The sequence below is a fragment of the Phycisphaerae bacterium genome (assembly GCA_018003015.1).
GTDB lineage: Bacteria > Planctomycetota > Phycisphaerae > UBA1845 > PWPN01 > JAGNEZ01.
The window spans coordinates 39367-54517 of record JAGNEZ010000010.1 but is presented as its reverse complement, the minus strand read 5'-3'; the positions used below and the strand labels follow the sequence as shown (position 1 = coordinate 54517).

Sequence of the window (15151 nt, the reverse complement as noted above, 5' to 3'; positions counted from 1 at the left end):
TCTGGAGGGCTCTGCGCGGTGAGCTACATGCGGCTCTCCTCATCCATCGTCTTGAGGAACGCCAGGGCCTCCTCGACGGTACACACCTCTACCCCGGTGCGACGAGCTCGGTCGTCGACGTCGCGCAGCGTCATGAGATCGTCGAACCACTCGGAGGCTTCGAGCGCGGCCCGGGCCCTGGCCCCAAGGGTAGGATCGCCGTACTCCAGCGCCGCCATGTGATGGCCAATGAGATACTCCTCGCGCTCGGTCAACGTGCCCTCGAGCGCCTCCAGCCCTGCGGACACGTGGTCGTGCGGGTCAATGGCCTTGCCCACGTCGTGCAGCAGGGCGGCGGTGATCAGCTCCTGGTCGTACGGCACCTCCTCGCGGGCCAGCTTAAAGGCCTGCAGCGAATGGTACAGGGCGTCGCCCTCGGGATGATGACGCGGGTCCTGCCCGACGCCCTCCAGGGGCGCGAGCAGCAGCGACCAGATGAGCAGCGGATCGACCGCCCCGATCGTTTCCGCTTCCTCGCTGGTGTCGGCACCCGGATGCTCACGGGCGATGAGCTGTTCGAGCTCCGCGATAGACGCCCGCTCGATGGCCGTCCCGGTAATCGAGCTCTTGAACGTGTAGTTCGCCAGATCGCGGGTGTAAATGGTGAGCTCGGAGGTGTAAATGCCCGCTACGTGAATGTGGGTGAACATCCGCTCGTTGTTGTGCTTGATCACCCGCTTGTGCTCGACCTCGTACTCGTGGCCGTAAGTGTCCAGCACGTCCGTGATCGCCCCTGTCTCGTTGCTAAATACGTGGATATCGATATCCGAGCCCTTGCGGATGTGCCCGGTGAGCGTGCTGCCGATCAGCCGGGGATTGAACGCGGCCAGCAGCCTCATGAGCCGCAGGGCCGTGACCCGCATATCCTGCAGCTTGCGCAGCCGGTTGTCGCCCTCGATCATCCGGGCCATGATCTGGACCTGGTCGCGGATCTCACGGTTGGAGGGCAGCTCCTGCGGATGGCGGACGAAGTTCACGCCCAGCTGTGCCGCGGCCTTGCGCTTGGCGGTGAAGTACTCTTTCTCGGACCGCTCGTACATGAGCCGAGCAGCCACGATGGCGATGTGACGCCGGAGACGGTTGTCGGACATCGGTTGCGTGCGCTCGATATACCGAAGGCCGTCGATGCGAGCGCTAGCCTTGGCCACGTTTCCCGAGCGGCCAGCCTTATTCTACGAGCGGCCGACCGAGGCGCCAAGGACGATGGTCGAGAAGCCCGCGGAGGTCGGCGGAAACACACTGTTCCCCAAGGCCGCCGTGTGGGCGGAAGCCGCTGGACGGACAAAGAATCTCAATTTCCGGCGGTGGAAACTCATCGACACCGCCTTTTGTAGGCGTACCATGGAGAAGGTGGCCGTCTTCCGGCAGACGGACAGGACGGATCACCCTACCACAAGGAGACACGTCAACATGACACCCCGAAGGACCTTCGTCTGGGCGGCGGCAGTGGGCGCTCTCGCGGCGGTGGCCCCGGCCCAGGAAGCGGCCATCACCATCCATGCCGACCAGGTTCGACATCGCGTGTCGCGCTACCTGACCGGTGCATGCATCGAGGACGTCAATCACGAGATCTACGGCGGAATCGACAGCCAGATGGTCTTCGGTGAGAGCTTCCAGGAAGCTTCACCCTCTCCAGAGTTACGGGGTTTCAGAGCGTACGGCGGCCGCTGGCAGCCAGACGGCGGTGAACTGCACGCCGCGGGCGGCGACGGGCCCAAGCTCATCGCCGACGTCCCCGCCTTGGCCGACGGCGAGGTCAGAATCCAGGTGCTCCTCCCCGACTCGAGGGACGGCAACGCAGGATTGATCGTCAAGGTACGCAGCCCCGGCAACGGCGCGGACAAGTTCACCGGCTACGAGATCTCCCTCGAATCTTCGGGACAGCTGGTCCTTGGTCGCCACCGGCAGAACTGGGAACCCATCGGCAGGGTGCCCTGCGAGGTGCCGGTTAATCAGTGGGTCACGCTCGCCGTACGCATGGTGAAGCAGCGCCTGGAAGTGCTGGTCGACGGCAAGGAGGTCATGCGATACGACGACAACGACTACCCGCTGGAAAGCGGGGCGGTGGGCCTGCGAACCTGGCAGCGCGAGGCGAGATTCCGCAGCCTCGCGGTTACCCTGGATGGGCAAGCTCGGAACTTGCCGTTTGAGCGCGTCGCCGAAGATGCCTGGCGCGACAACGTCAGCGGCATGTGGCGAGCCATGCGACGCGGCACGGCGACCGGCGGGTTCGCCCTCGAGCCCCGCGAAGCCTTCCTTGGACGCCAGAGCCAGCGAATCACCCTGACCGGAGGCGATGGCGAAATCGGCATCGAGAACCAGGGCCTCAACCGCTGGGGCATGTCCTTTGTTGCGGGCAAGCCGTACGAGGGTTGGGTGTGGGCGCGTGCGGCCAAGCCGGCGGAGTTGTCCGTAGCCCTGGAAAGCCGGGAGGGCGACCGTGTCCATGCGGAAGCGAGAGCGATGGTCGCGAGCGACAAGTGGCAGAAGATCGAGTTCGGGCTGACACCCGCCGCGACCGAGAAGACCGGACGGTTCGCACTCAAACTCAAGCAGCCGGGGTCCGTGGTCGTGGGCTACGCCTTGCTGCAACCCGGTCCCTGGGGCCGATTCAAGAATCTGCCTACACGCAAGGATGTCGCCGAGGGCCTCATCGACCAGGGCATTACCGTCCTCCGGCAGGGGGGGGGTATGGTCAACCACGCCGAGTATCGCTGGAAGAAGATGATCGGCCCTCGCGACCACCGGCCACCGTATCAGGGCTTCTGGTATCCGCATTCCTCCAACGGTTGGGGCATCCCTGACTTCCTGAACTTCTGCGAGGCGGCCGGTTTCCTGGGCATCCCCGACGTGAACATGGGCGAGACGCCGCAGGACATGGCCGATTTCATCGAGTACGTCAACGGCCCGGCTGACAGCGAGTGGGGCGGCAAGCGCGCCGCCGACGGCCATCCCGCTCCGTACCGCCTGAGATACCTCCAGCTCGGCAACGAAGAGAAAGTCAACGAAGACTACTGGGAGAAGTTCAGACCCATGGCCGAGGCGATCTGGGCCAAGGATCCGGACATCATTCTCGTTGTGGGGGACTTCTGCTACGGCCACCCAATCGTCGATCCGTTCCACATCACGGGTGCGGCCGGCGGCATCACCACCTTGGCAACCCAGCAGAAGATCCTGCGGCTCGCCAAGCAGCACAACCGCGAGGTGTGGTTCGACGTCCACATCAGCACGGAAGGCCCGCGGCCCGACTGGGGGGGGACCATTTCCTACATTGATGCCTTGGCTCGCATCGCCGATGGAGCCAAGCATCGGGTCGTGATTTTTGAGTTCAACGCCGGCAACCACTCGCAACGCCGAGCACTCGCCAACGCGATGGCCATCAACGCCATCGAGCGCGACGGCCGGATTCCCATCGCCACGTCGGCCAACTGCCTCCAGCCCGACGGTCAGAACGACAACGGCTGGAACCAGGGCCTGCTCTTCCTGAACCCCTCTCAGGTCTGGCTGCAGCCGCCGGGATACGTAACCCGAATGATTTCCCGCAATTACCAGCCCATGCTGGTCGCGAGCGAAGTGCACAGTCCCGGCGAGGTACTCGATGTCAGTGCGAAGCGCAGCGCGGACGGCAAGACGCTAGTTATCCAGGTGGTCAATCCCGGCGATCAGCCCGTGCCGACCGCCCTGCGCTGGAGCGGATTCACGCCTGCCCAGCCGGCCGCGGCCGTGGAGGTCCTGGCCGGACCCCTGGACGCCGTCAACACCGCGGCGAGCACGCGGAGTATCGTCCCTGCCCAGAGTCCCTGGACTCACCACGATGGGCGCTACACGTTCGCGCCGCGGTCGTTTACAGTGATACGCTTTAACTGAGAGAAGCTCAACCAGCTAGACCTTCTCGGGAAGCTCGTACCCTTGGCGCCGCTTGCGGTCCAGGTAGGCATTGGCCTCTTCGTCGCCGGCGAACGTTTCCCTGGCCGGATCCCACTTGAGCTTCCGGTTGAGCCAGCGAGCGATATTACCCAGATGGCACACGGTGGAGCTCCGATGGCCGGTCTCGACATCGGCCACGCACGGCCTCCTCGACTTCATGCACTCAAACCAGTTGCGCATGTGGTCGTCGCTGCGATAGAGATGGAGCTCGTTCTCCTTCGCCGGCTCCTTCACGATCTCGACCGGGTCGGATTTGACCTTGGCCCGGTCGATGGTGATCTTGCCCCTGTCGCCGATGAAAACCGCACCACCCTCGGGGCCGTTGTCCAGCCTGACGACCGTGCCGTTCTCGTACCGGTAGAAGATCATCGGCTGCTTGCAGCGAGCCTCGCCCACCGCCCGCGGACCCGCATCGGTGTAAGTTGGCGGGTCAAACTTCGGTCCCTCCACCCACACTTCGACCGGTCCCGACTCGTCCATTCCCAGCGCCCATTGGATCTGATCCAGCCCGTGGCTGCCCCAGCCGGTCATCTCTCCGCCGCTGAACTGTCGGAATGAGAGCCAGCCGGGGTTCGCCCGAGGGGCATAGAGGTCGTTGTGGAATGGCACCGGCTCGACCGGCCCGCACCACGTGTCCCAGTCCAGACCCTCCAGGATCGGCTTGGCCCGCATGGCACACTCCCACGGACTGGGGTAGTTGGCGCCAATGACCGTGTGTACCTTGCCGATGTGCCCGTTACGCACCAGCTCGCAGCCCAGCCGGTTGGCGGCCATCGACCGCTGCTGGCTGCCGGTCTGGAACACACGCTTGTACTTGCGGATCGCATCGACCAGCACGCGGCCTTCACGAATCGTCAGCGTGAGGCACTTCTCCGCGTACATGTCCTTGCCTGCCTGGGCCGCGTGAATGCAGCACAGCACCCGCCAGTGGTCGGGCGTCGCCACGATCACCGCATCCACCTCCTTGAGCTCGAGCATCTTGCGGTAATCCTGGAAGGCCTTGGCGTTGTGCTTGCTGGCGCAGGCCTGAGCCCTCGGTAGGTTGACGTCCGCCACCGCGACCACGCGACCCCGTTTCGCGGCGTCCGCCAGAACGGCCGAGCCCTGCCGGCCGGGGCCGATAATCCCGATGCCGATGCGGTCGTTCGCTCCTTCCCGGCCCGGCGCCGCCAGGACATGCGAAGGGATGATCGTCGGGAAGCCGATCGCGCCGGCCGCAACCGCCGCCCCACCCGTCAACACTTCTCGCCGCGAGATACGCTTGGCATCGCTCATGTTGTGGCCCCTTGGACCGGTTGACTCGCCGCCCCACACGCCGCCTCTGGGGCCGGGACGGCGGCTTGTAGTATACCACGAGAGACTCCCGGACTTCACTGTCGGCCGATGCTGGCGCGCCACCGCCTTGTCACGTTGCGTTCGCCGCCTTATCATTGCATCGCTGACGTGGGCCCCTGCACAGCACGGGGATGGAGATTCTGTCCATACTGAAAGGCAAGCGCATAGCGATGGCCAAGCGCAACGGTTCCTATCTGTTCACATCGGAGTCGGTTTCCCAGGGTCACCCGGACAAGGTCTGCGACCAGATCTCGGATGCGGTGCTGGACAGCCTGCTCCAGCACGACCCCGACGCGCGCGTGGCGGTGGAGACCCTGGTGACCACCGGCCTCATCGTCATGGCCGGCGAGGTGACCCCTCACAACGCCGCCGCGGCCATGGCCCTGGCGAACGCCGAGGCCACCGCCCGCGAGACGGTTCGCGAGATCGGCTACGACGATGCCAGCACCGGCTTCGATTATCGCAGCTGCGCGGTGGTTCGCGCCCTGCACGCCCAGTCGCCCGATATCAGCCAGGGCGTCACCAAGGGCCAGGGCCTGCACAGAGAACAGGGCGCCGGCGACCAGGGACTCATGTTCGGCTTCGCCTGCCGCGAGACCAAGGCCCTCATGCCCCTGCCCATCCATCTCGCCCACCGCCTCGTCGAACGCCTCACCGAGGCCCGCGAACAGGGCGAAATCAAGTGGCTTCGCCCGGACAGCAAGAGCCAGGTCACCGTCAAGTATGTCAACAATCTGCCCAGCCAGATCGACACCATTGTCGTTTCGACACAGCACACCGAGGATGTTGTCGATCGCAGCGGCAACATGTCCAAGGCCGCCCGCCAGCAGATTGTCAACAAGATCGTCAAGCCCGTCGTGGTCAAGGAGCGACCGGACCTCTGGCGCAGCGGCATCAAGTTCCACATCAATCCCACCGGCCGGTTCGTGGTCGGCGGCCCGCACGGCGATTCCGGCGTGACCGGCCGCAAGATCATCGTGGATACCTACGGCGGTCGCGGCCGTCACGGCGGCGGAGCCTTCAGTGGCAAGGACCCGAGCAAGGTTGACCGATCCGCGGCCTACATGGGTCGCTACATTGCCAAGAACGTGGTCGCTGCCCGACTGGCCCGGGAATGCGAGATCCAACTTGCCTATGCCATTGGCGTGGCCGAGCCGGTCAGCGTCCACGTGGACACCTTCGGTACTGGCCTGATCGACGATGTGAAGATCGCCGGCCTGATTCGCGACCTGTTCCCGCTGACGCCACAGGGCATCATCAAGCACCTGAGGCTCAAGCGCCCGATCTACCGCGAGACCGCCCGCAACGGGCACTTCGGGCGGAATCTGCCCGGGTTCACCTGGGAGAAGACCGATTTGGCGGCCAAGTTGAAGAGTGCGGCTGCCCGGTGGATCAAGTGACCGGGAGGGTGCCCCACCGCCTCCGTGGCATCGGTATCTCGCCGGCCTTGACAGGCCCATTCTCGTCCAGGTCGGCCACGATGCGTGGACTCCCGCCGGCTGCCCGCTACCTTCCCCCATTCAGCCTCAGCAGCGCCGCCAAGTCAGCCCTGGCCGTGGTGGCCGTGATCGTGCAGCGGTGGATGGCCGTCTCGCCGGGCTCCAGCGTCCTGAACCAGCCGCGCTGGCGGTCGACCGGCCGGCCTTCGACGCCGGCGGTCATCGGCTCGAGGGCCCCGGTGTACGAGCCGTTCGGCCCCCAGTGCTGCCAGTTGCCCAGTCGGGCGTAGTCACTGCGCGGGTACTCGACCTTGACGCCCAGCCCGCGCTTCCGGTTGACCAGCCCGCAGCAGACCAAGCCCTTCGCGTCGGCCTGCGGGTCGATGTAAGTGAAGACCTCGCCGGTGCCGCGGTGGGCTGCCTGCGGAGCGGGCGCGGAGCGGAAGTCCTTGCGCTTCGTGAACCAGTCCACGCTGTCGCCGCGGGGCGTGATCTTGCCCCTGTAGCAGTAAACGCTGGCACCGGGCTCCAGCAGCGGATAGCCGAAGTTGATGTGCAGCAGCCAGGCGTGCGGGACCGGTTGGTTGCCACGATTGGTGAATTCGTCGCGAACGCGGATGGCCGACTCGCCCAGCGTGCTACTCATCGTCCGGCGCAGCTCGACGTTGGGGCCGAAGACGCGGGCCGTACGAACCAGGGCGGTCATGCTCATGTCGAACTGCCCGCGGGCGGGGTCGGGATTGATGATCGACTCGACGATCGCGCAGGTGTGGGAGTGCGTCCCATGGAGGCCGTAGGTCTCTTTGTCCTCGACGAACGGCCCGCCGGTATTCAGCGGTCCGCAACTCACCATCAGGCCGCCGTAGAAGCCGCGCAGCCACTCCATCCAGTGGTTGTAGCTGTGCGACGGGGCCGTCGTGCCGGTCAGGGAATGCCAGGTCAGCGACTGCCCGCAGAACTCGGCGTCGGCGATGTCCAGCCCGCGGTCGATGACGACCTTGTATCGCAGGCCGGTACCGGTGTTCACCCAGGCGATGCGCACGCCGCGCCCGGGGCCGTTGTCCAGTACGGAGGTCTCGATGCCGCCGAGCTGAGAGGGGTTCTCAACCGGTGCATTCGCGAACGGGTTTCGGCCGGCTTGTGTCTTGCTCATGGCGTGCTCCTTCCTTGAAGGGTTGAATGATGCGTCCAGTGCGGGTCATTGTGCGGCCGAGTCCGGCGGCTGTCAAAACGCTGCCGCGTGGCTCCCGCCCCCCGGCCGCACCCTTCGAACAGGCGGAAACTGAGGTTCGCCGAAGGAGTGATGATACAATGGCTTGCCGTGGCGGTGTGGCCGGACGAGGTGTCACGGGAGAGGCGGACCATGCGGACGAGAGTGCTCATCACGGCTGCGGTCAGTCTTCTGTGGCTTCAGTCAGCCTTGGCGGAGGTCACCCTGGATCTGGGAACAGGGCGTCTGGTACTCGACGAGCACGGCTATGTCGCCGGCCTGTTCCTTGGTGAACGGGACACCGGTCTGACCGGAAGCCAACCGATGATGATGATCGAGACGGACCGGGGTGAGCAGTTTCCGCGGGCTCTGTCCTGGCAGGGCGATCGGCTGATCGCCTTGTTTGAAGACGGGGCCTCGGCGGAATGGTCTGTGGCCCGGCATTCGGGATTCGTGCTGCTTCGGCTGACCAAGCTGTCCTGCGACCGGTCGGTCAAGCGGCTCCGGACGGCTGGGCTGCCGGTGCCGGACGGTGCCCGCGTGGCCCACACGCTGAACGCCGCAGACGTGGGCGAGTGGACGGTCGCGGTGTTGGCCATGGATCCTAACGTTCACGCGGAACCCGGCCAGTTGGCCGCCCGCGCCAACCGTTCCGAATCCCGCCCGTCGAAAGCCGCCTCGTCGCTGGCGTTGATCGCCGAGACTTACGATCGCCACGGCATTGAGCCCGCGGGTGCGGCGATCGTGGTCTGCCCGACGTCGCAATGGACCGAGACCCTGCAGCGGCTTGAAGCGGCTGCCGGCCTGCCCACGCCACGGCCAGGCAATGAATGGAACAAACGCTCCCCCTGGATCGATCGCTCTTATCTGTTTCTGACCAGCTTCGACGAGTCCCAGTTTGACCGGGCTCTGGTCCTCGCCCGACGGGGCGGTTTTCACATGATTCTGCTCGGCCAGGAATCCTGGTGCGAGACAACCGGCCACTACCAGGTCAATCGGAAGCACTTTCCGGACGGCGTTGAAGGCTTGCGACGAACGATCCACCGCTTTCGTGAGGCCGGCTTCCGCGTGGGACTGCATCTCCTGGCCGCTTCCATCTACCCGCCCGATGCGTACCTGACCCCGATTCCGGACCCGCGGCTGGTTCGAGACGCCTTCGGCACGCTGGCCGTCGACATCGACGAGAACGCGGCCTTCGTCCCGGTCACGGCGGTACCGGGGGACTTTCCGAACGAGGACGGCGGTTATGAAGGGCCGGGGTCCGTGCTGCAGATTGGCAACGAGCTGGTCTGGTACGGGGCCCGCCGCATGCAGGCGCCATGGGGATTCGAGCAGTGCCGGCGAGGCTACCTCGGCACGAGGGCCGTGGGTCATTCCCGGGGCGATCGAGTGGCCCACGTACGCAAAGCCTATGGCTACTTCCTTTACGATATGGACACGAGCATCCTCGGGGAGATCGCTGACAACTTCGCAAAAGTGGCTAATACTGTCAACGCGGAGATGCTGTATTTCGACGGCTCGGAGCGACTGCAGGGCGATCATTGGTACTACAACGCCCTGTTGCACAAGACCATTTATGAGAAGCTGAGCAACAAGAACGTGCTGCTCCAGGCCAGCAGCTTCAGCCACTACTCCTGGCACCTGCTGGCCCGTTCCGCCTCGGCCGACGGGCACGGGGACATCAAGGGCTATCTCGACGAGCGGTCCAGTTGGTTCGATTCGTTCGCCCGGGACGGCATGCCGTTGGACATCGGCTGGTACTACGGTTACGACCCGATGGCCACGATCGATCAATTCGAGTACGTGCTGGGAGCCACGATCGGTTACGGCGCCTCGATGTCGTTCCAGGTTTCGGTGGACGCGGCGGCCCGGCATCCGTTCACCGCGGACATTCTCGATCTCATCGCGCGGTACGAGAAGTTGCGGCTTTCCGGCCGAGTCTCACCGGAGATGCGGCAGCGGCTGCGCGTCGATCCAGCGCTGGCGGTGAAGATGGAACCGGCACAGCGGCTGGCCCGGCTTGGGAGGCGGCGGGAGTATCGACTGCTCGATACGCCGCAGGGGCAGGTGTTTCAGCGCGTCGTCTATGAACCTTGGCGAGACGTGTCTCGAGTCGATGGAAAGGAGAACGTCTGGAACGTCCGCAGCGGCCAATCGGAAACGCGTTGCGGTTTTCAGATCCAGGCTCTCTCCGGCCCTTGGCTCGAAGCTGGGCCGGCCTATTCCGCGCCCGAGGCGGTGACGCTGGAACGCTTCGCGAGCCTCGAGCCGTATGAGCCGGGCGAGCGGGCCACGCTGCAGCAGGTGACGCAGAAGCTTGAACTGGGCGGCGAGGAAGTCCCCGGGGGTTCGAGCTGCGCGGTTTACACGGCGGTGAGCGATCGGAGCGGTGCGGATGGCTGGTCCTACATCGGCCGGCGATTTGATCCACCGCTGGATCTGACGCGGCACAGGGGAATCGGCTTCTGGCTGCGCGGTGACGGCAACGGGGGCGCGTTCAAGATTCAACTGCGTGACGAGAAAGGAGCGACCGACTACTACATTCAGAACAACTTCAACGGGTGGCGCTATCAGCAGTTGGATCGTCCGGCCCAGGATCCCATCGATTACCGCCGGGTCCGCTACCTCGGTTTGTACTACAACGGTCTGCCCGGCCGGAAGACCGTGTCGTGCGGAATCGGGGGGATCAAGGCCCTGCCGGTCCTTGACAAACGCACGATCAAAGACCCTTGGGTTGAACTCGCCGGCCGTCGATGGACATGGAAAGGGGAGTTGGAGGAGGGCCAATACCTGTTGCAGTGGCCCAGGGAGCCGATCCGTCGTTTCGGACCGCCGCTGAACGAACCTCAGGCGTTGCCGCAAGAGGCGGATGAACACATGCTCGGGGCGGGTGATTACCAGGCTCGTGTCGGCTGTGCGGGCGGTCTGCTCCTGCCGTTGCGGGTTCGGTTGACGATGCAGCCGCCGGAACGCCACGAGATCAAGTGACCGCTGGTCATCGGCGATATGGCATGGCCCATCGCGGAACACTGAGCTAAGCCAGGAGAGGGCCGGGACCTCACCCGGCATGTCCGGGGTCAGGAGGCGCTGGGTCCCGTTTCGCTGCCACCGCCGACCTCCTCGCGGACCACGTACAGCGGCCGGTGCTTCACCTCTTCGAACACTCGCCCGATGTACTCCGCGATGATGCCCAGGCAGATGAGCTGGACCCCGCCGAGGATCAGGATAGTCATGATCAGGGCGGGCCAGCCGCGGGCCAGATCCCAGCCATTCCACCAGGCGAATAGAACGTAAGCGGCGTACGCGAGCCCGGCCAGCAGCGTCACGAGACCCAGCAAAGACGCCAGCCGCAACGGAATGATCGAGAACGACAGCACCGCGTTGAGGGCCATACGGGCCGTTTGGTGCAGCGTGTAGGCCCGCTGACCGGCAAACCGCTCGCGGTCCTGGTATCCCACGCCGGCCTGCCGGAAGCCCAGCCAACTCAACATGCCCCGGATGAACCGGGTCCGCTCCGGCATGTGCCGGAAGGCCTCCACGACGCGGCGATCCATCAGCCGGAAGTCGGCCGATTCGGGGGGAATTCGCACCCTCATCAGCCGGTTGATGATTCGGTATCCCAGCCGCGGCTTGACCCCCTCCCGGTAGGCGTACACGATGTCGTAGCCCTCGCCCCATTTCTCGACGAAGCGGCGGATCAACTCCGGCGGATGTTGCAGGTCGGCGTCCATGACCACGACTGCGTCCCCCCGGGCATGGTCGATCCCCGCCGAGAGGGCCGCCTGGTGCCCGAAGTTGCGCGACAGGCTCACCGCCCGCACCCGCGCGTCCCGCCCGGCCAGACCGCGCAACCGGGCCAGCGTTCCATCCCGGCTTCCGTCGTCGACAAACAGGAACTCGGCGTCGCCGCTGACGCAGCTGACCACCTCACAGAGCTGCCGGTACAGCTCGGCCACGTTCTCGGCCTCGTTGTAGCACGGGATGACCACCGACAGCCTCGGCATCAGCGACCTCCGGCAGGTGCCGAAAGCTTCTCAAGTTCGCCCGGTCTCATGTGGATCGCGTCGGCCTCAACCGGAAACCGGCCCGCATGAATATCGTCGACGTAGTCTCGGAACGCCTTCGACAGGACCGCGGAGAGATCCAGGTACTGCTTGACCGCCCGTGGCCGATGACCTCCACCCAGTCCGAGCATGTCGTGCAGAACCACGACTGTCCCGTCGCAGCGCGGGCCGGACACGCATCCGATCACCGGCACTGACGCCCGGGCGGTGATCTCGCCCGCCACCTCGCTCGCCACGGCCTCCAGGAGGAGGAGAGAAGCGCCAGCAGCTTCCAGACGAGCGGCATCCTCGATCAGTTGGGCAGCCTCCTTCGCGTCGCGGCCGAACGCCCGGTAGCCCTCTCGTCCGGTGATCCACTGCGGCAGCAGACCCAGATGGGCCACAACCGGTATGCCCGAGGCACGGATCGCGGAGACCAGGGCGGCGTCCTTTCCTGTAACCTCGACTTTAACCGCGTCAGCCTGGGTTTCGCGGACGAAGCGCCCGCACCCGGCCACCGTGCCGGTCACGTCCTCCTGGCGGTAGAACCAGGGGAGATCGGCCATCACGAACGCCCCCGGGGCGGCGCGACGAACCGCCGCGGTGATGCCGAGCAGAAACTCCGCCGGTACGTCGCGGGTGCTCGACAACCCCAGGACCACTTCCCCCGCGGTGTCGCCGACGAGCAGAACCTCAACGCCGGACGCGGCCATAAGTCGTGCGAATGCCGCGTCATAGCAGGTCAAGACGCTGAACTTGCGCCCGGCCCGCTTGGCCGCCGCCAGCGTGCCCACCGTGATTTTCTCGGGCGTGCTCATCCAGTCCAGCATAAGGAGGAATTCGCGAGTTCACAAGCGATTCGGCCTTGCGAACGGTGCTCGGAACGCGGATAATAACTCCTTGCCCTTTGCTCGACATGGGCGCATCCGATCGACCGTGTCGGGGCACTGTCAGGGCGGCGTCTCCGAGCGGCGATCGGAACGCGGTTGACAAGCTGATACCTGCTGGTCCGCCGACCAAGACATGGAAATGTGAATATGGGAGCCACGCTGGACGCACTGCTTCGGCTGCAGACCATCGAGAATCAACTCCGCAACCTCAATGAGAAGATCCTCTCCAAGCGCCGAAGCGTTGAAGTCTGCCGCAAGCGAGTTTCCAAGCTGGAGCAGCAGATCGCCGAGACCCATCAGAGCATCAAGCAGGCTCAGGCCGGTGCCGACCGGTTCGAGCTCGACCGCAAGGCCAAGGAAGAACACATCCAGAAGCTCAAGGAAGCCCTCAATCGCACCAAGTCAAACAAAGAATACGCCGCCCTGTTGACCCAGCTCAACATGGAGAAGGCCGACAGCCTCAAGATCGAGGATCAGGTCCTCGCGGTCATGGGCCGCGTCGACGAGGAACGCAAGAAGGAACGGGACTTCAAAGCTAGGCTTGAGAAAGAGCACGCCCAGGTCGCCGAACTGACCCGCGTCGCCGCAGCCAACGAAGCCGAATTGGCCGCCGAGGTCAAGGAACTCGAGAGTCAACGCGCCGAAGCCGCCGCACTCGTCCCCTTGGGTGTCCTCCAGATCTTCGAGAAAACCTGCGAGAAACACGACGGCGAGGCCATGGCCCTCCTCCACAAGACCCACCCCAAGCGGGCCGAGTTCGTGTGCAATGGATGCAACATGTCCATCCCCCTCGAGATCGTCAACGCCCTGCAGTCCGGCGACAAGGTCTACCAGTGCCAGACCTGCTCGCGCATCCTCTTCCTTGAGTCCAGCGGCATCGCGGTCTGACGCCGGGGCGGCTCGAATGACGTAAGGCCTTGTAATGATTGAAGTAACGACCGAACCGAAAACAAGTGGTCCCGTGCCCCGGGCGATGGTATCATGTTTTCGCCCGTCCAGGCAGGGGTAGGGGTACGTCTCGGAACTCATTCCCCGGACGGCATCAACCGATGTTCGGACTGTCGGTATAATGATAGGGCAGGGATGGGCGGGCCGACCCTTGCAGGTCCCAGCCGCTCTGTGTGGATGAACACCCGGCTACTCGCGGGAGGATTTGCATGAAGCTTTCCCACTTACAGCGATCGTCACGTCGTCGCCTTATGGCTTTCGGGACCGCCATCCTGCTCGTGGTGGGCGCCGTCGGCTGCAACGATCCCGACGTGCAGACGGCTGTCGTCAACGGCTTGAGCGACTTCGCCCAGGCGATGATCGCCGCCTGGTTCACGACCCTGTTGCCGAATACCAGCAGCACAGTGACCACGAGCCTGATGAGCGCGATATCCGGAGGGTTCTGCTAACCCCGGCGCCTCCTCGTTGGATCGTTTCCTGACACCGTCTGCTGATCACCTCCGACCCGGGCACTGCCCCGAGCGAAGCGTGAACGTCACCGGCTCGGCTCGCGGTCAGGGCCTTGCAGCCGCTCCCATTTCTCCTCCGCCTCTGGACGACGGATGTACAAAGGCAGCAACTCGCCACTGGGTGTGAATTGCCCCTGCATGGCCCGGGTCCGACCCACGGCCAGCACATGCTCTGCCCGCGGCCACCACAGCTCCTCCGCCATCACCGTGACGCCGCCGTCGTCGATCGCCTGCCGATGGTATGGAATCCCCTCCCCCAGCACGCTCAGCGGACGCGGGCAGCGGGCCAGAAACTCGGCCGGAGGAGCCATGTGCGCGTCGATCACCTTCTCGTAGGCTCCATCGCGCAGCGAAAACGCCGCCGCAAAGACCTGGGCCTGCTTGGCATCCAGGAGCACGGCCACATGCTCCGGTCGCGGTATTGCCGAGAAGGCATTGTGCGAGAGGCCGTCAACGGTGGGGACCGCCACGATCCGGGTGCCGATCGACCACGCCAGCGTGCGGGCAACAGTGACCGCAATCCGCAGCCCGGTGAAACTACCCGGGCCGATCGAGAGGTAAATGTCGGTAAGGGTGTTCGCCGGCCAGCGCGCCTGCCTGAGCATGCTGTCCACGGCAGGCATGAGCTCACCCGCGTGCCGCATCCGTCCGGGCAATCGCTCGGCGCTCACCACGCCCCCGTCCGTCGCCAGGGCGACGCTGCCCACCCGGCTGGAGGTCTCGATCACCAGGATGCGCGGTCCTTGCAGGGTCACGACCACCATTGTAGCGGCTCCGGACTTGCGTCGGCGATATCCAACCGTTCTACTGT

At 65.0% G+C, this 15151-nt stretch carries 11 protein-coding genes; 5 read left to right on the top strand and 6 right to left on the bottom strand.

The features are described from left to right. Positions 1 to 23: 23 nt before the first annotated feature. The gene (locus KA354_06640; GenBank protein ID MBP7934309.1) at positions 24 to 1130 is read right to left on the bottom strand and encodes an HD domain-containing protein; all 1107 of its coding nucleotides are present in this window, start codon (positions 1128 to 1130) and stop codon (positions 24 to 26) included. Positions 1131 to 1449: 319 nt separating this feature from the next. On the opposite strand from KA354_06640, the gene KA354_06635 reads away from it, so the two are divergent. Continuing rightward, complete coding sequence (locus tag KA354_06635) at positions 1450 to 3906, top strand: DUF1080 domain-containing protein (GenBank protein ID MBP7934308.1); 2457 nt, start codon at positions 1450 to 1452, stop codon at positions 3904 to 3906. A gap of 15 nt (positions 3907 to 3921) precedes the next feature. On the opposite strand, the gene KA354_06630 is transcribed toward KA354_06635, so the two are convergent. Beyond that, entirely contained in the window at positions 3922 to 5241 is a 1320-nt protein-coding gene (locus tag KA354_06630) for a Gfo/Idh/MocA family oxidoreductase (GenBank protein MBP7934307.1), read from the bottom strand. A 230-nt stretch (positions 5242 to 5471) separates the two neighbouring features. Between KA354_06630 and metK the strand changes: the two genes are divergently transcribed. Then, positions 5472 to 6701 carry a methionine adenosyltransferase gene (gene metK / locus KA354_06625; protein ID MBP7934306.1) on the top strand — a complete coding sequence of 410 codons (1230 nt, stop codon included), beginning with the start codon at positions 5472 to 5474 and terminating at the stop codon, positions 6699 to 6701. 106 nt (positions 6702 to 6807) lie between these two features. On the opposite strand, the gene KA354_06620 is transcribed toward metK, so the two are convergent. Then, positions 6808 to 7893 (bottom strand): DUF4432 family protein, encoded by a 1086-nt coding sequence (locus tag KA354_06620; GenBank protein MBP7934305.1) that lies wholly within the window; start codon positions 7891 to 7893, stop codon positions 6808 to 6810. Between the two features lie 210 nt (positions 7894 to 8103). Between KA354_06620 and KA354_06615 the strand changes: the two genes are divergently transcribed. Then, the gene (locus tag KA354_06615; GenBank protein MBP7934304.1) at positions 8104 to 10938 is read left to right on the top strand and encodes a hypothetical protein; all 2835 of its coding nucleotides are present in this window, start codon (positions 8104 to 8106) and stop codon (positions 10936 to 10938) included. Between the two features lie 89 nt (positions 10939 to 11027). Here KA354_06615 and KA354_06610 read toward each other — a convergent pair whose 3' ends face one another. Together KA354_06610 and panB are read right to left on the bottom strand one after the other, a co-directional pair. Next, a complete protein-coding gene (locus KA354_06610) occupies positions 11028 to 11957 on the bottom strand; it encodes a glycosyltransferase family 2 protein (GenBank protein ID MBP7934303.1) in 930 nt (309 codons plus the stop codon). After that, positions 11954 to 12823 carry a 3-methyl-2-oxobutanoate hydroxymethyltransferase gene (gene panB, locus KA354_06605; protein ID MBP7934302.1) on the bottom strand — a complete coding sequence of 290 codons (870 nt, stop codon included), beginning with the start codon at positions 12821 to 12823 and terminating at the stop codon, positions 11954 to 11956. Before panB ends, KA354_06610 begins: the two co-directional genes overlap by 4 nt. A 207-nt stretch (positions 12824 to 13030) precedes the next feature. Here panB and KA354_06600 point away from each other — a divergent pair, with 207 nt between their 5' ends. Both KA354_06600 and KA354_06595 read left to right on the top strand, forming a co-directional pair. Next, on the top strand, positions 13031 to 13771 hold the full coding sequence (locus tag KA354_06600) for a hypothetical protein (protein MBP7934301.1): 741 nt from the start codon (positions 13031 to 13033) through the stop codon (positions 13769 to 13771). 269 nt (positions 13772 to 14040) lie between these two features. Further along, positions 14041 to 14280 (top strand): hypothetical protein, encoded by a 240-nt coding sequence (locus tag KA354_06595; GenBank protein MBP7934300.1) that lies wholly within the window; start codon positions 14041 to 14043, stop codon positions 14278 to 14280. Positions 14281 to 14366: 86 nt separating this feature from the next. On the opposite strand, the gene tsaB is transcribed toward KA354_06595, so the two are convergent. Further along, positions 14367 to 15104, bottom strand: a complete 738-nt coding sequence (gene tsaB / locus KA354_06590; GenBank protein ID MBP7934299.1) for a tRNA (adenosine(37)-N6)-threonylcarbamoyltransferase complex dimerization subunit type 1 TsaB — start codon at positions 15102 to 15104, stop codon at positions 14367 to 14369. Between the last annotated feature and the right edge of the window lie 47 nt (positions 15105 to 15151).